Genomic DNA, 20,057 nt, shown 5'->3' on the forward strand with positions numbered 1-20,057 from the left:
GAAAAGTAAAATAAAAACAAATAACAAACGATAAATAATATCGCACTCATTAATACTTTAAGATTTTTGTTTCAAAGAAAAGAGTCACTACTCCCCCAATAGATCCCCAGCAAGGGATTAGCAACATAATCCGCCAGAAGAAAAACAGCACGTTATAACAAAAACTTCCTCTTGCATTTCTTCTACTCTCCGCGTTTTCGTATTGCTGGCAACACGCCCCCCCTCTTTTTTATGCAACTCTTTATATAATCCTTTATAATACAACCACCTGCATGTCGACGTCCGGCCTGCTGTCTTTCCTCATGTCCTGCTGTTCTTTTTATGCCTTTTTGAACATTAAAAATAATTTTTTATACTTTTACACTTATATGACGATCTCCTAGAGTACCGGGCTATTACCAGATTTTTTCCATGCAGACGATGCAGATTGTTGAGGACTCAGGGAATGGCAATACGATTTCAGACAGGCAAAGTATCACGGATATCCTTGCTCAGTGCAGGATTGCTCTCTCTGGCGGTAAGTACATCGCCTTTCGCAACAGCAGCAGACGCGACGGCCCCGGTACAAGGCGGTACGCTCAATATCGGGCTTGGCAGTGACACCCCGGTTATCGACCCCTCGATTACTGCCTACTCCGTGGCCGCGCTGGTGGCACGTAACGTGGTGGATTCGCTGGTCGGACAGGCGCAAGACAACCGTTTTACCCCCTGGCTGGCTGAACGCTGGGAAATCAGCGACAACAATACCCGCTATACCTTTCACCTGCGCAAAGACGTGACCTTCAGTGACGGCACCAAACTGGACGCCGCCGCCGTGAAATACAATCTGGACCGTATTCTCGACCCGAAAACCACCTCCAGCTACGCCAAATCGCTGTTGGGGCCGATCGACAGTATTACTACGCCAGACGACTATACCGTGGTTATTAGTTACAAGAGTCCGTTCTCCGCACTGTTGCAGGGGCTGAGCCTACCGTATTTGGGCATTCAGTCGCCGACGTACCTGAAAAACACCCCGAATACCAGCAACACTATCGTGGGTTCCGGTCCGTTTATTCTGGAATCGTTCGTCAAAGGTAGCGGCAGCCGTCTGAAAAAACGCCCGGATTACCACTGGGGGCCTGGTTATGCCGCGCACTCGGGTCCAGCTTATCTGGATAGAATCGAATTCAAGTACCTGCCGGAATCGTCGGTGCGTCTCGGCGCTCTGAGCAGCGGTCAGGTACAGGCGATTGACGCCGTACCACCGGCCAACGCCACCGCCTTGAAAAAAGACACCCGTCTGGAATTGATCACCCGCGAGAACCCAGGCGTTAACCGTGTACTTTATCTGAATACGTCTAAGGGCCCGTTCCAGGACATCAACGTACGCCGCGCCTTCCTGCACGCCGTGGATGCCCCTTCAGCGACCAAAGTGGCGTTCTTCGGTACCTTAAAAGCAGCCGACAGCGTACTGGGCCCATCGACCCTGTATTACGACCCATCCGCCGCCGCACTGGGGGGCTTTGACCTGAAAAAAGCCAACCAGTTGCTGGACGACGCGGGCTGGAAAACCAAAGATAGCGACGGTTATCGCACCAAAGACGGTAAACGCCTGACGGTACAGTTCGTCTACAGCACCGGCTCGTCGGAAGCGGCTGAAATCACCCTGTTCCAGGCTGTGCAGTATCAGGTGAAACAGGCGGGTATCGACGTCCAGCTTAATCCGGTCGACGGTGGGGGCTTCATCAGCCGCACCAACGATAACGACTACGATATCGCCTCCAACTACTTCGTACGCGCCGAGCCGGATATCCTGCGCACCGTGTTCGATTCCAACTATATTCCGCCTAACGGTAATAATTTCAGCCGCATCCACGCACTGGATGACAAGCTGAGAAAAGCCATCGGTGCCAGCGATGCCGAACGTCAGCAGCTTTACAGCGCTATCCAGCATGAATTGCTTGATCAGGCTTACGCGGTACCGCTGTTCATCCCGGCCTACCAATTAGGTCTGTCGAAGAAAGTACAGGGCATTAGCTGGGCCACCAACGCCAAACCGAACTTCTATGATGTCTGGATTAAACCGTAACCTGGCCGTCACGGCGCTCCAGCGACTCTTCACCATTGTGGCGGTACTCTGGGGTGCCGCCACGCTGACGTTTATTGCCGTCAAACTGATCCCTGGTGATCCGGTCGCTATCCTGAGCGGCGGCGATAACGTGGTGGATGGAGCCTACCGTGCCGCGCTGATCAAGCAGTTTGGGCTCGATCAGCCGCTGTGGATGCAATACCTGCGTTATTGCGGGCAAGCGCTGCAAGGCGACTTCGGCGTCAGCTATCAGTACCGGCAACCGGTCATCGCCTTGATTGGCGACGCCATGCAGGAAACGGTTCAACTGGCGATAAGCGCTCTGGTACTGGCCTTGCTGCTCTCTGTCGTGAATGCCTTGCTGACCGCCGGTCGTCATGCCCGGCTACGGGCGCTGATGTCCTGGCTGGAACTGACGCTACTCAGCACGCCGGTCTACTGGGTCGGTATCGTGCTGCTCAGCGTGTTCAGCTTCCGCTTGCAATGGTTCCCGGTGATGGGCAACGACGGGCTGATATCACTGGTGCTGCCGGTCGTTACCCTGAGTCTGCCGCTGGCGGCGTTGCTAAGCCAGGTACTGCGTGATGGTCTGGAAGAGGCGTTGTCACAGCCGTTTGCACTGACGGTGCGCACCCGAGGCGTCAGCGAAACCTGGTTGCGCCTTCGCCACGGCCTGCGCCACGGCGCACTGGCCGCCTCTACACTGACCGGAACGCTGCTGGCGGGAGTGCTGAGCGGTTCGGTGCTGACCGAAACTGTGTTTGGCCGCGCCGGCATCGGCCAGATTACCCTGCATGCCATCGAAAGCCGCGATATGCCGCTGGTGCTGGGACTGGTGATGTTATCCGCGCTGTTATTTGTGGTCATCAACCTGCTGGTGGATGCGCTCTATCTACTGATCGACCCCCGTTTAAGAAAAAAGGCGAACGCTCATGAGCAGTGAACCGTTAACCTATAAACCGTTCTCCCCCCAGCCTGTCACTGACAACGGACTACGGATGCGGATACGCCGTTTAAGAGATATCACTGATCGCCGCCCCTGGCTGGCACCAGCAACCGTGCTGCCAGCGCTGGCCGTGTTGCTGTTGCTACTGGCGGTATTTTTCCCGTCGCTGTTCACGCACCGTCTGCCGGATGAAATGGACATGGGCGCGGTGCTCCAGCCTCCCAGCGCAGGTCACTGGTTCGGCACCGACCCACTCGGTCGCGATGTGTTTACCCGTGTGGTCTACGGTACGTCGCTATCACTGAGCATCGGCGTCGGCGCAATGCTCATTGCCTGTGTCGGCGGTGTGCTGCTGGGAACACTGTCGGCGCTGGCACCGTTGCCAGTACGCCGTGTACTGGTGCGACTGTTGGACATCATGCTGGCGTTCCCGGAAATGTTACTGGCATTGCTGGTGATTGCCGTGCTGGGCCGTGGCCCGGAAAACACACTCCTGGCGGTCGGGCTTTCAGGCGTCGCCGGCTATGCCCGACTGGTACGCTCGCAGGTGTTGCAGGTGAAACTCTCCGGCTACGTGGAGCACGCCATCGCACTGGGCGAACACCCACTCTACATCGTGGTGCGTCACATCATTCCCAACACCCTGCGGCCGCTGTTGATTCTCGCCACCATCGGCGTCGGTAATGCGGTGTTGTCCGCCTCCGCGCTCAGTTTCCTCGGCCTTGGCGTGGTGCCACCGACCGCTGAATGGGGCGCACTGCTGGCCGATGGCCGCAACTTTTTGGATATCGCACCCTGGGTCAGCCTGTTCCCGGCAAGCGTAGTGGCGCTGTCGGTCATCGTCATCACCCTGCTGGGCCGACGTTTACAGGCCATTCTGGCTAAGGGGGCGGCATGAGTCAGTCTGCTTCGCAGCCGTTATTACGCGTCGAAGGGTTAAACGTGACCTTCCCCAGCCCGCATGGGCCGGTGGAATCGGTGCGTAACCTGTCGTTTCAGGTTAATCCGGGGGAAATTCTGGCGCTGGTGGGCGAATCCGGCTCCGGTAAATCGGTCACCGCCCGCACACTGGTCGGGCTGGCAGGTGAACGGGCACAGATTGAGGCGAACGCCATCGAACTGGTACGCCACGACGGCAGCCGGTGCGACCTGCAACACCTGAGCGCCCGGCAATGGCAACAGGTGCGCGGCCGGGAGATAGGCTTTGTGTTGCAAGATGCGCTGGTATCGCTCGACCCATTACGGCGCATCGGGCAGGAAGTGGCGGAACCGCTACTGACCCATAAGCTGGCAGCACGCAGCGATGTGGCCGTTCGCGTTGCTGATCTGCTGGCGCAGGTCGGTATTCCCGACCCGGCTAACCGGGCGGCACAATACCCGCATGAACTGTCGGGCGGTCTGCGCCAGCGGGCACTGATCGCCTCCGCTCTGGCCGCAGGGCCGACACTGCTGATCGCCGACGAGCCGACCACCGCGCTGGATGCCACCGTCCAGCAACAGATCCTCAAACTGTTTACCGCGCTGGCGCAGGCCGGCCACGGAGTATTGCTGATAACCCATGATCTGGCGGTTGTCGCTCAGGTCGCCGACCGGGTGATGGTGATGCAAACCGGCGCGCTGGTGGAACACGGCCCGGCGCAGCAGGTGCTATCCGCTCCACAGCACCCGTATACCCGCCGTCTGCTGGCCGCTATTCCCACTGCCGCAACCCGTGGTCACTGGCTGGCGGGGGAAAACCCGCTCAGTGCGCAGGCCTCAACCCTGCTCTCTTCCGTCGGCGAGTCAGGAGAAAAGAGCGGGCTGGCGTTGCAGGTCGATGGTATCTCCGTTTCCTTTAAGCGCCCGGATGGTAGCCGGATGACCGCAGTGAATAATATTTCGCTGGCGGTAGAACGGGGGGAAACGCTGGGCATTGTGGGCGAATCCGGCTCCGGCAAGACCACGCTCGGAAAGGTGATACTGGCGTTACAATCACCGGACAGCGGTGAAGTTCGCCTGTCCGGCCAACCGTGGAACAGGCTGGCGGAGCGAGAGCGCCGCCCGCTGCGCGCCCGTATTCAAACCATCACCCAGGATCCGCTCAGCTCGTTCGACCCGCAGTTCACGATTGAGCAGATCCTGCTGCAACCGTTGCGGCTGCGACACGATCTCAGCCCACAAGCCCGCCAGCAGCGCATTCTCGCCCTGCTGGAACTGGTGGGGTTATCACCCACATTGCTCGCCAGACGGCCACAATCGTTATCCGGCGGGCAACGCCAGCGGATCTCCATCGCACAAGCGCTGGCGGCAGAGCCAGAGGTGCTGATTTGCGACGAGCCGGTATCCGCGCTGGATGTCACCACGCAAGCACAGGTGTTGGACCTGCTGGTGGCGTTGCAGCACCGTTTACACCTGTCGATGGTGTTTATCTCCCACGATCTTGGCGTGGTACAGCACATGAGCCATCGAATTGCGGTGATGAAAGACGGCGACGTGGTGGAACACGGCACCGTGGAACAGATATTCAATCAACCACAGCACCCTTATACCCGGCAATTACTGTCCACCGTCGCCCCGGTAGAAATTAACCAACAACATAACGCGATTCACGCCTGACGTTATTTCAGCGCGCCATCATAAAACTCTGGCGCTATTACCGCACCTCACGCTCAGCACGGTAACCTTCCTCGAAATAATGAGCCGCCACTGGCTCACACTTTAGCGCCAGACTGAAAGCGCTGCCGGTAACCGCTGGGTGTGACACCAAACGCCTGATGAAATACCACGGAAAAATAATTGCTGTCGTCAAAACCGCATTCAGCCGCCACCTCACTGATGGTTTGCCGGTTGTGGCGCAGCAATTCCATCGCCCGACAAAGCCGCAACTGGCGCAGGTATTGCGCCACGCTCATACCGGTCTGTTGTTTGAAGCGACTACGCAGGCTACGCATGCTGATGCCGTGCAACTGGCAGAAATCTTCCAGCCGAAACGGTCGGGCAATGCTGGCGCGCAGCGCATTCATCAGCAAATCCAGTTGCTGGGCATCCGCCAGTTGGGTGCTTTCCGGTGCGTAACGATACCGCATCGCCAGTAGTGCAATCTGCAACAGCAGTACTTCGCTAAGCTGTAACGACAGCAGGTCTGATTTCATGCACTCCTGCGCCAGGTTTTCCACTTTGTCGCGCAGGAGATCCATGCTCTGGGTCGCCAGCCGCCAGTAACGTTGCTGCTGCGAGACCTCACCGCCGGGCAACAAATTTTGCCAGTCGGCAGGCAGCGTCAGGCGCTCGCGGATATAGAGAATATTGTCCAGCTCCAGATCGTGCACCGATTCATAACTGTGACGATCACGGGCGGAGACATAAAACAGATCGCCGCAGGTGATGCGATAAGGCACATCATTCCACAGGTGCAGGCCATTGCCGCGCCAGACAATCACCAGCTCGTCAAAGTCGTGGTGATGCAACGGAAACGCAGGCTGCGGGCTGCGCTCCGCCACCGTGACCGTATTTTTATCGGTAAGAAAGTAATCTTCCGTTCGTAGCTTTAACCCGCGGGATGGCACAGCCTGTCGCCCCTGTCACGTTAGAGCCTATCCCATTAGGGCTCTTAGTCCTCACACAGCGCCTGATGGCGCAACGCTTTCGGGGCCAGCGAAAAGGCTTTGCGGAACTGGGTGGAGAAGTGATTACTGTCACTGAAACCACAATCATGGGCGATGGTGGTAATCGAGTCATCACTGTGCTGCAACCGACGCCGCGCTTCCAGCAGACGCAACCGGTTCAGGTAACGCTGCGGCGTCATGCCGGTGCGCTGTTTTACCTGTCGGTGTAGCGTACGCAACGACAGCGAAAAACGGTCCGCCAGCGTGTCCCAGTCCACCTCTTCGCAGAAGTTATGCTGCAACCAGCCCAGCAACGCCTGAATCCCCAGCCGCTCGCTGCCGTCCCCCTGCGTCTGAAAGCTCTTTTGCCGCAGCAGCACCAGAATTTGCAGGAACAGGCTTTCGCTGGTCGCAATATCTTCCGGTCGCTCATGGCGCGCCAGCGCCGCCAGTTGCAGAATCAACTGCTTGACCTGCTGCTGCGTCCCGGCATTCAATTGCCATTGCCCCAGCCACTCGCCATTAGCGCCATACGGCAGAAACGGCGCGATGTCCGACAGAAAACGGAACCCACGCGGCGAGCGATACAACACATTGGTCAGGTGCAGTTCCTCCACCTGTTCAAACAGATGGCGATCGTTGTCGCGCACGAAAAACACCGCCCCGCTACAGAGCGCGAAGGGTTGATCGTTGAACACGTGTACACCGGCACCTTGCTCGACCAGCACTATCTCCCAAAAGTCGTGATAGTGCTCGGGAAAGGCGTGCTGCGGCATCCGGGGTTCTACGGCGACTGTCGCCGCGGGTGAAACAAAAAACTCCTCGCCATGAAGTTGTGTCATGTCATCTTCCCCTTCCACCTGACTGATTCGCCTGTCAGATAGCGTAGTCAGAAGGGCGGCCCCTGCGCCTTAAAATAGCGCCGCGACATGGCCCTCGCGAGGTCATTTTTTCAAGATTCAGCCGTTAAATCACTGAAATGTGGTCAGGATCACAGGCGTTTATCGCTCGTCCAACGCGGGTCACTCACCAGCTATCACCGCAAATCGTGAACCGCTTCACAGCCAACTTTGCCATTTTGCCATCCCCATTTTTCAGGTGGCACTCACCCAAAGGTGCCGCCGCCGCAACTTTCCTACACTGCCAAACACAGTCACCCACACCTTATCGATAACGGAGAGAACAGCAATGGCGGTCAGGCATTATGTGGCGGTCGATCTTGGTGCTTCCAGCGGACGGGTCATGCTGGCATCGCTGGAAACCGAAACCCGCCGGTTAACGCTGGAGGAAATTCACCGTTTCAGCAACCCGCTGCGTCACTGGCAGGGGCATCACCTGTGGGATTTGGACGAACTGGAACGCCAGATTAGACACGGGCTTGAAACCATCGACGCTCGCGGCATTCACCCGGTCAGCATCGGTATCGACAGCTGGGGGGTGGATATGGTCGCGCTGGATAAGCAAGGTAACCGGCTGGGCCTGACCTACTCTTACCGTGACCATCGCACCGATGGCCAGATGGCGCAGGTCACCGCCGAACTGGGCCGCGAGCGCCTCTACCGCCAGACCGGTATTCAGTTTTTGCCGTTCAATACCCTCTACCAACTGCGGGCGCTGCGCCAGCAGGAACCGGACGTTTGGGGGCAGGTGGCACATCTGCTGCTGATCCCGGATTATTTTCACTATCGGTTAACCGGCCAGATAGCCTGCGAATACACCAACGCCAGCACCACACAGTTGCTGAATCTGGACAGCGGTGACTGGGACCACGGCCTGCTGGATTATCTGGGCATACATCCCAACTGGCTCGCCACCCCGCATCAACCGGGCCAGCGGCTCGGCGAGTGGGTCGCACCCAGCGGCCGCGCGGTACCGGTCGTGAGCGTGGCGACCCACGATACCGCCAGTGCGGTGGTCGCCACCCCGCTAACCGATGCAGACAGTGCTTATCTCAGCTCCGGTACCTGGTCGCTTATCGGCATTGAAAGCCAGACGCCGCTGACCGGCCCGGCGGCGCTGGCCGCGAACCTCACTAATGAAGGGGGTGTCGGCGGCCGCTATCGGGTACTGAAAAATATTATGGGGCTCTGGCTATTACAACGGGTATGTCAGGAACAACAGGTCACCGACCTGCCCGCTTTGCTCGACGCGGCGGCAGCACAACCGGGTTTTGTCAGCCTGATAAACCCAAACGACGAACGGCTGATTAACCCGCCTTCCATGAGCGATGCCCTGCGCGAACTCTGCCGTGAACACGACCAGCCACACCCCGTCAGCACTGTGGCGCTGGTGCGCTGCATTCTGGATAGCCTGGCGTTGTCCTACCGCCAAGGGCTGCTGACACTCGGTGCGCTGTGCGGCACGCCGTTACGCCATTTGCATGTTGTCGGCGGCGGTAGCCGCAACCACCTGCTCAACCAACTGTGTGCTGACGTCTGTCAGGTGCCGGTGCTGGCCGGTCCGGTTGAGGCCTCTACCCTCGGCAATATCGGCTGTCAGTTGATAGCCCAGGGCGACGTGGCAGACCTGGAGGCGTTTCGCCGTCTTCTCACCGACAACATCCCGCTACAACCGTTTATCCCCCGACAGGATAGTGATTTTGCTGACCACTGGCGTCGTTTTCAGGCGCTGTGTCAGATTAATGAGGAGCTCACCGTATGAATACCGCACTAGAAACAGCCTGGCGTCTGGCCCAGGAACGTTACGCCCGCCTGAACATCGATGTGGATGCCGCACTGCGCCAGCTCGATCAGATTCCGGTTTCCATCCACTGCTGGCAGGGCGACGACGTCACCGGCTTCGAACACAACGGCGGGGCGTTGACCGGCGGTATTCAGGCAACCGGTAACTACCCCGGCAAGGCACGCGACGCCAGCGAATTACGCGCCGACCTGGAGCAAGCCTTTCGCCACATTCCCGGCCCGAAACGCCTTAATCTGCATGCGATCTATCTGGAATCGGAGACGCCAGTGGCGCGTAATGCCATCGAACCACAGCATTTCAGCAACTGGGTCGCGTGGGCCAAAGAACAACATCTGGGGCTGGATTTTAACCCAACCTGTTTTTCACACCCCTTTAGCAGCGACGGCTTTACCCTGTCACACCCGGACGAAAAAATACGTCGCTTCTGGATAGAACACTGTCAGGCCAGCCGCCGCATTTCCGCCTGGTTCGGCCGCGAGCTGGGGACAGCCTCAGTCATGAATATCTGGATCCCGGACGGGATGAAAGACCTGACGGTAGACAGGCTGGCATTCCGCCAACGGTTGCTGGCGTCACTGGACGAGGTGATCGCAGAAAAACTGGATCCGGCCCACCATATCGATGCGGTAGAGAGCAAGCTGTTCGGGTTAGGGGCGGAAAGTTTTACCGTCGGCTCCGGCGAGTTTTACATGGGATACGCCACCAGTCGCCAGACAGCGCTCTGTCTGGACGCCGGGCACTTCCACCCCACCGAAGTGATTTCCGACAAGATCTCCAGCGCCAGCCTGTTTGTGCCACGCCTGCTGCTGCACGTCAGCCGCCCGGTACGTTGGGACAGCGACCACGTGGTGCTGCTGGATGACGAAACCCAGGCCATCGCCCATGAAATCGTGCGCCATCACCTGTTTAACCGGGTGCATATCGGGCTGGATTTCTTCGACGCCTCCATCAACCGCATCGCCGCCTGGGTTATCGGCACCCGCAACATGAAAAAAGCCTTGCTGCGCGCGTTGCTGGAACCGACTGACACGCTGCGCACGCTGGAACAAAACGGTGACTACACCGCGCGTCTGGCACTGTTGGAAGAACAGAAATCGCTGCCGTGGCAGGCGGTGTGGGAGCACTACTGCCAGCAACATGACGTCATGCCCGGCAGCGACTGGCTGCAATCAGTACGTCACTACGAAAACACCGTTCTCTGTCAACGTTAATCGGTCAACGTTAAGGATTCACCATGCAATCAATTCTCTCCTCCTGGTTTGTACAGGGAATGATCAAAGCCACCAGCGACATGTGGCTCAAAGGCTGGGATGAGCGCAACGGCGGCAACATCAGCCTGCGCCTGACCACAAACGATGTGACGCCATTTGAAAGCGATTTCTATCCACACCCGCGCCATGAAACGCTGTCTCAGCCCATGCCGGAACTGGCTGGCTGTTGGTTTATCGTCACCGGGTCCGGCAAGTTCTTTCGCAATGTGCAACTGGACCCGGCGGACAATCTGGTGCTATTGCAGGTAGATGGCGACGGTCGTGGTTATCGTATTTTCTGGGGGCTGACCCACGGTGGCCTGCCGACTTCCGAGCTGGCGGCCCATTTCCAGTCGCACAGTGTGCGTATGAAGGTCAGCGGCGGACGGGATCGGGTGATCATGCATTGCCACGCCACCAACCTGATCGCACTGAGCTATGTGCTGGAACTGAAGAGCGCCACCTTCACCCGTGAACTGTGGGAAGGCAGTACCGAATGTCTGGTGGTATTCCCAGACGGCGTAGGGATTGTCCCGTGGATGGTGCCGGGAACGGACGCCATCGGCGATGCGACAGCAGAACAAATGCGGCACCACTCGCTGGTATTGTGGCCGTTCCACGGTATTTTCGGCACCGGCCCCTCGCTGGATGATGCCTTCGGCCTGATCGACACCGCTGAGAAATCAGCAGAAGTAATGGTCAAGGTGCGTTCGATGGGTGGGAAAAAACAGACCATCTCGACCGAGGAGCTGATCGCCCTTGGCCAGCGCTTTGGGGTTACGCCAATGGCGGCTGCTTTGCACCCCCTCGCATAACAGGCAGGCTCGCCTCAGTCTTCAGGACACCCGGTGGGCAGCAACAACCGCCGGGTTCACCGTCAGGTGACAGCGGGTGAAACCGGGTTATTGCACGCCGCCCGCCTGGGACACAGGGACGTTTTCCCCCGCTTCATGCGGGATAACCGTTTTAGCGATCACTCGCCACAGGATGACCATCATGTTGAGAAAAGCCTTTGTGATGCAGGTCTTTGCGGAATGCCACGGCGAATACCAACGTCGCCACACACCTATCTGGCCGGAATTGGAGGCCGAGTTAAAAGCCCACGGCGCACACCATTACAGTATTTTCCTCGACCCGACTCGCCACCTGCTGTTCGCGTATGTGGAAATCGAATCAGAGGAACGCTGGAATGCCATCGCTCAGACTGACGTCTGCCAGCGCTGGTGGAAATACATGACAGAGGTGATGCCCGCCAACCCGGACAACAGCCCCGTCAGCGCAGAACTCGCACCGGTTTTCTATCTTGACTAATTTGCTATTAGATCGCTGGCAAACACCTTGATTATCGGTAAGTAGGGTTTTCTGGCGTCCCAAACAGTGCTGAGGTGGACGCCTTCGCCGGGTGAGCCACCGCGTGGCGGTCGTCACCGACATCCATTCATACTATTATTTTTTTTGTGTGAAACGGCGTGATTCACAGAATAACGCCGCCCCATCATGACATCACGTCATCAATATTTTCTGACCCATAAAAACGATAAAAAATCACCCATCGTTGTCACAAAAACGCCGTTCCAAAAATAAAAAACAATTTGCCAAAATGATGACCAGAACCTATCACGGGAATAAATTTTTGAATTACCATGCCGTTATTAAAGATACCGTCCGTTAATAAAAGAAAGCAGCGATGAAAAAACTCTCACAATTAACTGTCTTCTCCAAACTCCTGCTCGGTTTCTCTGTGCTCATTGTCATGATGTTGTTGTTGGGGGTTGTGGCTATCTACCAGCTCAACGCCAGTGATAATAATGTGGTCACGTTTAAAGACAGCCGTATGCCGGGGGTGCGTTATACACTGGAAATGCGCGGCATGCTGTCGGAAATTCGACTGCAGCAGGTGCAATATATCGCCTCAAAAACCCCGCAAGAAGTCGAAGGCCATCGGGTTGAATTACTACAGGATCAGGATCTGTTTCTTAAGGCGCAGGCTAACTACGCCAGCCTGCTGAAGAATGCACCACAGGAAAAACAAGCCTTATTCAATCAGGTGGTGGATAACTTTAAGAACTTTGTCGATGTTAATGCCAAGGTCATCGAGGCTGTTAACGGTGGGAAGCTGGACGAAGCCAGCAAAATCAGCGGTGCCGTTTCCTCCAAATACCGCACCCAGTTAATGAAAGATCTGGCGCAATTGGTGGATATGGAAATTGCCACTGGCGATCAGGCCGGGGCAGCGTCAGAGGAAGGCTATCAGCATGCGCTGTATATGCTCTCCGGTCTGCTGGTGCTGGCACTTATCGCCACCGCGGTTATCACGACACTGATCACCCGTAGTCTGTCGCGCCAATTGGGTGGCGAGCCGGATTATGCCGCCTCAATCATGAACCAGGTGGCATCAGGCAATCTGTGCGTGCCGATTGCGCTTCGCCACGGCGACACCACCAGCTTACTGGCGACCATGAAGTTAATGAACGACAAGCTGGCGGAAATCATCCGGGGTATTGTTGATGGCAGCGAGTCTATTTCACTGGCCGCCAGCGAAATAGCGCAGGGTAACAGCGACTTGTCACAGCGTACCGAAGAGCAGGCCGCATCGCTGGTGCAAACCTCCTCCAACATGCAGCAGATTACCGAAACGGTAAAACGTAACGCGGACAACGCCCATCAGGCCAGCGAGCTGGCACGGCAAACCTCGCAGACGGCGGTGCACGGCGGCAACGTGGTGGATGACATGCTCAAGCGGATGCATGAAATCTCCCACAGTTCGCAGAAGATCGTCGATATTATCTCGGTGATTGAAGGCATCGCCTTCCAGACCAATATTCTGGCGCTCAACGCGGCGGTGGAAGCGGCCCGTGCCGGTGAGCAAGGTAAGGGATTTGCTGTTGTGGCCGGTGAAGTGCGTAACCTGGCGCAAAAGAGTGCCAACGCCGCCAAAGAGATCAAAACGCTGATCGAAGGTACGGTCGAGAAAATTACCGATGGCTCCCGCCATGCGGATACCGCCAATCAGGCGATGGAGGACATCGTCAGTTCAGTCAACAAAGTCACCGACATCGTGGCTGAAATCTCGATGGCGTCCAACGAACAGCATCAGGGGATTAAGGAAATCAGCGTCGCCATCGATCAGATGGATCGCGTCACCCAGCAGAACGCGGCGCTGGTCGAGCAAGCCGCGACTGCCGCACAGTCCATGACGGAACAAGGCGAGCAGTTGCGCGACTCAGTTCGCTTCTTCCAGTTAAACGCGCAGGCTCAGCAATCCGCACTGCGTCTTAACTAACCGATACAAACAAACGGGCCGTCCTACGACAGCCCGTTTGTTCTACCTTATCCGCTCCACCCGGTTCTTCTACTGCGCTCAATCCCCTTTTCTCCTGACCGTTATCCCCCGCTACCCGAAGGGATGCGTTTCACTGCTCATCAGGCAGGGTTTTCAGTGCCAGGGAGAGCGCCTGTGCGGTCTGGCGTAACGGCGTTAACAACGTTTCTTCATCGATTTGGCGTAACTTGGCCGAAGAGAGTGACAGCGAAATGGCGTACTTCACCCGCTGATCCGCATCAAATACCGGTGCCGCCATGCAGGATACGCCGACTTCATGCTCTTCCCTGTCGAACGCGACCCCACGCCGACGCACGTCTTCCAGTTCCCGCTGCATGTGCCACGGATCGGTAATGGTAGAGGGGGTCAGCTTGCGAATAGGCGTCTGATGCTTGTTCCAGTAGGCAAAGAGCGCGTCGTCCGTATCATCGGCTAAGAATAGCTTCCCCATCGCCGAGCTGAATAACGTCATCTGCTGCCCCAGATAGGCGAGGGTACGCAACATACCGATAGTCGGCTCCTGCTTATGGATCAAAATGCAGTAATCGCCTTCACGTCTGGAAAAATTGACGGTCTCACCGGTCGCCGCGTTCAATGCCTGCAACGGCGGTGCAATCAGTCGCAGCACCTCTGGCGGTGCCAGTGATGTCTGCCCGACGGTAATAAACCGGGTGGTCAAACGATAGCTGCCCGCCGCAGGTGCCGGGGTCACGTAGCCGCAGGCCTGCAACCCCTGCAACAAGCGATGCACGGTACTTTTATTAAGCTGGGCCAAGCCTGCCAGGTGGGCCAGCGGGCAACCATTCGGGTAATTGCTTAAAATCTCAAGCAGTAGAAATCCCCGTAACAGGCTCTGATTACCCGCCGGTTTCTCATGACTGTGCGACAACGCTCCCATCCATCCGTCCCTCTGACTGAATAGTTTCGCTTATCGATAGCATGATTCGACATTATATGACGTGATCCCAGCCGCTCTGCGTGTACATCACCGCCATTTTTCATCACCGATGACAGCCCAACGATTACCGGGACAGCCAAAAACCGTCGACGCAGCGCCCGAACAGGCCGTTGTCAGACCAGCCAGGGGTGCCAGGCGTTAAAGCGTTCACGCACCTGCGGGTCAGGCTGCGTTGGGTCACCGTTCACTTCCCCCGACAGTTTGGCAAGAAAATCCACCAGCCAGGAGGCATTCACTTCAGCAATGCGTTTCCCCTCTGCCGTATTCATGGTTTCTGGCAGGCGCATCAGTTTGACGCGGAAGTGATCCAGCGTGTAGTGGCGATCGTCCAGCTCACGTTCGCAGGCAAACAAGTCTTGCGCGTCAAATAACGGACGCCCCATCATGCCTGCCACATAAAACACCCGCGCCAGACCCAGCGCACCGAGTGAATCCAGCCGGTCGGCATCCTGCACGATTTTAGCTTCCAGCGTTTCGGCGGGGATACCGGCGCTAAAACTGTGCGCTTCAACCGCATGGAACAGCGCCGAATGCAGCTCGCGGGGGAAATCAGGAAAATCACGCGACACAATACGCACCGCTTCTTCCGCCGCCATACGTGATGCCCGGCTGCGATCTGGATGATTTTTCGGCACCAGCACAATGTCATGCAAATACGCCGCAGCGATAATCACCCGCAGATCGCCCCCTTCTTTTTGTTGAATGTGACGGGCACTATTAGCCACCCGCACCAGATGGTGGTGATCATGCGCACCATCGGTGGAGTCCGCCAAATGCCGGGTGACGTATTGACTGAGTTCCTGCTCAAAACCGGGTAAATCCATGCTGTACTCCTGTGTTCCTCTGCCTACTGTGACAGAATAGCCAGAAAGTCATGACAACAACATGACTGATACATTCAGTGTTTTTCTGCAAATTTGATAATAAGCGATGAAATTATTTAAACAAAAAATGTTTATTACTCGTTTTGTCAATAAATAAACATTTACTTTCTCAGCAACACATTATTATATTTACCGTCTTACACGATGCCGTAGCGTTTATTTTCCACTTCCCGCTTACGTCATTTTTTTAATTTACAAAACATGACCTGATATACCCTAAATAATTCGGGTAGCAGGACTCGACGGTGCAGCACATCCTCAGCGGCTGATAGAGCAATCGATGCTGATAAGACAATCGATGCTGATAGAACGAGCAACGCTGATAAAGCAATCGGCAAGGATGGCGAAAAAAACCGGCGTATCCGCCACCTGAACATGACGGGGATGCTGTCAGGGGTATTTATCCCATGAGTCCGGTTTTGCTATTTTTCCTCACATTGGTGTTTATCGCCGATGGCTTGATGGTGTTCCTTATTCCGGTACTGGTCTATGCCGAAACCCAAAGCCTGACCTATTCCGGCTTGTCTTATATGCTATGGTGGCTGCCACGTATCGTGATAACCCCGGCGCTCGGCGTATTGATTGACCGTTTGGGGGTGCGCCCTGTATCCATCGCTTCCGATGCGCTCAAGGCATTCGGTTGCCTGCTGCTGTGCCTGGTACTGAATTTTAACGAGCAACCGTTGATCCTGGCCTTAACCTGTGGGTTGCTGGGTGCGGGAGTTTCCATCGGTAACGCACAAACCATTACTGCCGTGGAAAAGCTGATCGCCGCCCACAGCCGTCATATTGACCGTGATGCTAATATATTGACCCGATTAGATTTACTCGGCATGGTGCTGGGGCCGCTGATCGGTATGGTGTTATACGAATACGGTTTTCTGACGCTGCTGTATATTGCCGCTACACTCTATTTATGCAATGCATATTATTTTCTGACTTCTCGCCTGTTTACTTTCACATCAGACGATGTATCAGAAAATAAAATGAATACACCACAACCTACCAAAATAAATTCATTTCCGTTACTAACGATCATCAAAAGTCCATTTATTATTTTGATGATCGTACTGGCGCTAGGAAATAATATGTTTGATGGGTTAGTGGAGTCTAGCGGTGCGGCATTGATTGAAAACCGAATGGGATTATCAGTGAAATATTTTGGTTTCATTGATATCTGCGCCGGTGCGGCAGGATTTTTATCCACGCTGGTTTATGGTGCCGCCCTCAAGCGTCTGAGCCGGGAAACGCTGCTGGCGATCGGACTGGGCCTTATCGTCATCGCGTCGCTGCTGCTGACCACGACGCTCGACCAGTTAGGGCCTTTCCTGACCTTCTATTCACTGGGTATTGTCGGCAAGGTATTTACCGGCAATATCATGCGAACACTGCGCCTGACGCTCATCCCCTACGAGCGACTGGCCAGCACCTCATCGCTCATTGTGCTGTTGAACCAGTCAGTGCTGCCGTTGATGGGGGTCTTTCTGTATTTGTCCGAGCACGAAGGCTGGCCGCTGACCCGATTTATGCATATCGCTATCACGCTCTCGCTACTGGCAGGCATCGGGTTGTTGATTGGCCTGCGGCGTAGGCAGGCCCCCCCTCAGCAAGAGACGCCCTCTCCATCCTGCGAGTAACCGGTCTGCGTATCCGATGAGGGTGGCAAGGCGTCAGCAGGCCATCCTATTCCCCGCAACCATCGAAGACATGATGACCTCTGATCTGTGCTGACTATTCAGCTACGCCAGAAAGATGAAGAAAACAGTACCAGAATTGGGTAAATCTCCAGACGTCCCATTATCATCGCCAGGCACATTAACCACTTGGCACCGTTACTCAGGCCGCCAAAACCATCAGCCGTTGCCCCCAGCCCCAGGCCCATATTATTAATACACGCCGCTACGGTTGAAAATGACGTTACCAGGTCATACCCCATCTGATTTAGCGAAAAAATAAACACACAACTGAAAAAAATGTAGAGAAAGAAAAAGCTCCATACTGAACGGATGACATTTTCCTGTAAGGTGACATTGTTGATTTTTACCGTGCAAATAGCATTAGGACGAACCAGTTGTTCCAGTTCGCGTTTGCTTTGCTTATAAAGAATCAACAGTCGTAATGCCTTGATACCACCGCAAGTAGAGCCAATACAGCCGCCGAAAAAACTGGAAGCCATGAGAAAAATCACCACATGCTCCGGCCATTTGGCGTAACCACTGGTTGCCAGACCATTGTCAGTCATGACTGACGCCGTCATGAAAAAACCGTGCACGAAAGCATCTTGTGCATCGAATACATTCAGACGATACAACTCACCGCACACCACCGCCGCCACCAGTGCAAATATCAGCAGGTAAAAACGCAGTTCAGGGTTATAGAAGAGAGGTTTCAGGCTACGCCGATATAATGCCACGTAATACAGAATAAAGTTCACACCGGCCAACAGAGAAAACACCCCACCGACCATTTCAATATAGCTATTCGCATAATAACCGAGGCTATCCGTTTTACTGGAGAATCCCCCCAGCGATACGGTAGAGAGTGCGTGACATAAGGCATCGAACCAGGACATGCCAGCCAGCCAGTAAGCCAATGCACAGGCTATAGCCAGCAGCGAATAAACGCCCCAGAGTTGTCGTGAGGTATCGGCCAGCCGGGGAGTTAATCTTTCTTCTTTAAATGGTCCCGGCGTTTCAGACTGGTACAACCTGGCCCCCCCGATACCCAACATTGGCAACAAAGCGACAGCGACAACAATCACGCCTAATCCACCAATGAAATTCAGTTGGGAACGGTAAAACAATATTGATTTAGGCAAATTGTCGATATTACTCAGCACCGAGCCGCCCGTCGTGGTAATGCCGGACACACCTTCAAACATGGCATCAGTGAATGAAATATTCAGATCACTACTAATCGTCAGAGGCAGTGCGCTAATCAATGAGAATAACAACCAGAAAATCACGATGATCAGAAATCCTTCACGGGGAAATACCCGTGAAAATTGCTGTCGGGTATACCTCCACCCCACGACCCCTATCGGAAATACCAGCAAAAATGTATATAAAAAAGCGAAAAAACTCTTTTCCCTAAACCAGAGCGCGACCAGTGATGGTGGCAGCATCGAAAGACTATAAAGCATGATGAGAAAGCTACAGAGACGCGTAATTACCATAAGCTGGCTTGTTGTAATCATTACATGCCCTTACTGCAAGGGGTTACACCGGCATACTTCGGCAGAAAGAAAAAACGCTCACGTTTAAACCCCAACAACACGTCAGGTACGTATCGGAGCAAAACAATATTCATGGTTCGGGCAATCAGGCCATCACATCAGCAATATTAAAGTATGGTCACGATGATGCGCTCTCTCAATGTCTGGCGATAAACTCACCCGCCTCCTGCGGCAACATTCTGGGCAGGGCATTTCAGCGTATGTCAAAAAGTATAAAAAATTTATAAACATGAAGCGACTTCCGCTGTCCGTTTCGCAAGCCGACGTCTGCGTATGCAGAGCAAGCCGCCACGCCAGAGCGCATGCCGTCAGGGCTGAGCGCCTATTCAATAACACGAATACATACAATCACCGTTGGTGATTACCGCACAAAATGCAAAATCAGTGTACGTCTGGTTACGAATCCCTCTCCACCGCATGACACATAATAGGTGGTTATGCACGTAAGATAAACTGCGCAATTGCCGTGCCGCTACCGGCAACTACAGCGATGACAAAGCCAGTACAACAGCTTTATCTTTTTACTCTCAACCACCTGGAGACAATATGTTACGGACAATGTGTCTGGCAGCCTGCCTGATCAGCACCAGTGCACTGGCAGCGGAAAGCGCCGATTTAGCCTCACTGGTTAACCAACGCCTCAGCTACATGAAAGATGTGGCTGGCTACAAAGCGGCTCATCATCTGGCGATTGAGGACCTGCAACAAGAGGATAACGTACTGAAAGCCAGCCGACAGCAGGCTACGCAGTATGGGCTGGATGCCGATTCCGTTACCCCTTTTATTCAAGCGCAGATGGATGCCGCCAAGGCGATTCAGTATCGTTACCGCGCTGACTGGCTGGCCGTGCCGGAGAAAGATTGGCAGCCGCGTCCGTTAGACGAAGTGCGCGCCCAAATCGCTAAACTGAACGGTGTCCTGCTGCAACAACTCGCCGGTACACTGCACAAACAAGGCGGCAGCCTGAGCCAGTTGAATCACACGGCGTTTATGCACGCCGTTACGCAGAAGAACCTCAGCGAGCACGACAAGGCGCGTTTGTACAACGCCCTGAAACAAGCCAAATTGCAGAAATAATCTCTGGCGGCGTGCCCGTTGTGCGCG

16 protein-coding genes are annotated in these 20,057 nt (G+C 55.3%); 11 read left to right on the forward strand and 5 right to left on the reverse strand.

Translation table 11 applies throughout. The annotated features are described in order from the left end of the window. Nucleotides 1-445: 445 nt before the first annotated feature. From FAZ14_RS12535 to FAZ14_RS12550, 4 genes are read left to right on the forward strand one after another with little or no spacing between them, the layout of a single operon-like run. Complete coding sequence (locus FAZ14_RS12535) at nt 446-2,071, forward strand: ABC transporter substrate-binding protein (RefSeq protein ID WP_016943216.1); 1,626 nt, start codon at nt 446-448, stop codon at nt 2,069-2,071. Further along, nucleotides 2,049-3,014 (forward strand): ABC transporter permease, encoded by a 966-nt coding sequence (locus FAZ14_RS12540; protein WP_016943217.1) that lies wholly within the window; start codon nt 2,049-2,051, stop codon nt 3,012-3,014. Before FAZ14_RS12535 ends, FAZ14_RS12540 begins: the two co-directional genes overlap by 23 nt. Further along, the gene (locus FAZ14_RS12545; RefSeq protein WP_012883217.1) at nt 3,004-3,915 is read left to right on the forward strand and encodes an ABC transporter permease; all 912 of its coding nucleotides are present in this window, start codon (nt 3,004-3,006) and stop codon (nt 3,913-3,915) included. The genes FAZ14_RS12540 and FAZ14_RS12545 overlap by 11 nt, the downstream gene beginning before the upstream one ends. Next, nucleotides 3,912-5,612, forward strand: a complete 1,701-nt coding sequence (locus FAZ14_RS12550) for a dipeptide ABC transporter ATP-binding protein (protein WP_016943218.1) — start codon at nt 3,912-3,914, stop codon at nt 5,610-5,612. The genes FAZ14_RS12545 and FAZ14_RS12550 overlap by 4 nt, the downstream gene beginning before the upstream one ends. Nucleotides 5,613-5,707: 95 nt before the next feature. On the opposite strand, the gene rhaR is transcribed toward FAZ14_RS12550, so the two are convergent. Together rhaR and rhaS are read right to left on the reverse strand one after the other, a co-directional pair. Next, entirely contained in the window at nt 5,708-6,562 is an 855-nt protein-coding gene (rhaR, locus tag FAZ14_RS12555; protein WP_153508626.1) for an HTH-type transcriptional activator RhaR, read from the reverse strand. Nucleotides 6,563-6,606: 44 nt separating this feature from the next. Then, a complete protein-coding gene (gene rhaS / locus FAZ14_RS12560; RefSeq protein WP_012883212.1) occupies nt 6,607-7,443 on the reverse strand; it encodes an HTH-type transcriptional activator RhaS in 837 nt (278 codons plus the stop codon). A 346-nt stretch (nt 7,444-7,789) separates the two neighbouring features. Between rhaS and rhaB the strand changes: the two genes are divergently transcribed. The 5 genes from rhaB (at nt 7,790) to FAZ14_RS12585 (ending at nt 13,837) form a co-directional block, all read left to right on the forward strand. Continuing rightward, nucleotides 7,790-9,262, forward strand: a complete 1,473-nt coding sequence (gene rhaB, locus FAZ14_RS12565) for a rhamnulokinase (RefSeq protein WP_153508627.1) — start codon at nt 7,790-7,792, stop codon at nt 9,260-9,262. After that, nucleotides 9,259-10,515: an L-rhamnose isomerase gene (locus tag FAZ14_RS12570; RefSeq protein ID WP_038925014.1), complete on the forward strand. Its 1,257-nt coding sequence runs from the start codon at nt 9,259-9,261 to the stop codon at nt 10,513-10,515. The genes rhaB and FAZ14_RS12570 overlap by 4 nt, the downstream gene beginning before the upstream one ends. A 23-nt stretch (nt 10,516-10,538) precedes the next feature. Then, on the forward strand, nt 10,539-11,369 hold the full coding sequence (gene rhaD / locus FAZ14_RS12575; RefSeq protein ID WP_153508628.1) for a rhamnulose-1-phosphate aldolase: 831 nt from the start codon (nt 10,539-10,541) through the stop codon (nt 11,367-11,369). 181 nt (nt 11,370-11,550) lie between these two features. Next, entirely contained in the window at nt 11,551-11,865 is a 315-nt protein-coding gene (rhaM, locus tag FAZ14_RS12580) for an L-rhamnose mutarotase (RefSeq protein WP_016943227.1), read from the forward strand. A 376-nt stretch (nt 11,866-12,241) separates the two neighbouring features. Further along, the gene (locus FAZ14_RS12585) at nt 12,242-13,837 is read left to right on the forward strand and encodes a methyl-accepting chemotaxis protein (RefSeq protein ID WP_153508629.1); all 1,596 of its coding nucleotides are present in this window, start codon (nt 12,242-12,244) and stop codon (nt 13,835-13,837) included. 130 nt (nt 13,838-13,967) lie between these two features. Here the strand turns inward: FAZ14_RS12585 and FAZ14_RS12590 are convergent, their stop codons facing one another. Continuing rightward, nucleotides 13,968-14,774 (reverse strand): IclR family transcriptional regulator, encoded by an 807-nt coding sequence (locus FAZ14_RS12590; RefSeq protein ID WP_016943229.1) that lies wholly within the window; start codon nt 14,772-14,774, stop codon nt 13,968-13,970. Between the two features lie 173 nt (nt 14,775-14,947). Next, nucleotides 14,948-15,658 carry a phosphohydrolase gene (locus FAZ14_RS12595; RefSeq protein ID WP_016943230.1) on the reverse strand — a complete coding sequence of 237 codons (711 nt, stop codon included), beginning with the start codon at nt 15,656-15,658 and terminating at the stop codon, nt 14,948-14,950. 467 nt (nt 15,659-16,125) lie between these two features. On the opposite strand from FAZ14_RS12595, the gene FAZ14_RS12600 reads away from it, so the two are divergent. Beyond that, on the forward strand, nt 16,126-17,355 hold the full coding sequence (locus FAZ14_RS12600) for an MFS transporter (RefSeq protein ID WP_153508630.1): 1,230 nt from the start codon (nt 16,126-16,128) through the stop codon (nt 17,353-17,355). 98 nt (nt 17,356-17,453) lie between these two features. Here FAZ14_RS12600 and FAZ14_RS12605 read toward each other — a convergent pair whose 3' ends face one another. Beyond that, nucleotides 17,454-18,914, reverse strand: coding sequence for a TrkH family potassium uptake protein (locus FAZ14_RS12605; RefSeq protein WP_029456557.1), 1,461 nt, complete (start codon nt 18,912-18,914; stop codon nt 17,454-17,456). 585 nt (nt 18,915-19,499) lie between these two features. Here FAZ14_RS12605 and FAZ14_RS12610 point away from each other — a divergent pair. After that, nucleotides 19,500-20,030, forward strand: a complete 531-nt coding sequence (locus tag FAZ14_RS12610) for a chorismate mutase (protein WP_029456558.1) — start codon at nt 19,500-19,502, stop codon at nt 20,028-20,030. Nucleotides 20,031-20,057 lie beyond the last annotated feature (27 nt).

The organism is Dickeya oryzae (assembly GCF_009372235.1).
Taxonomy (GTDB): Bacteria; Pseudomonadota; Gammaproteobacteria; order Enterobacterales; family Enterobacteriaceae; genus Dickeya; species Dickeya oryzae.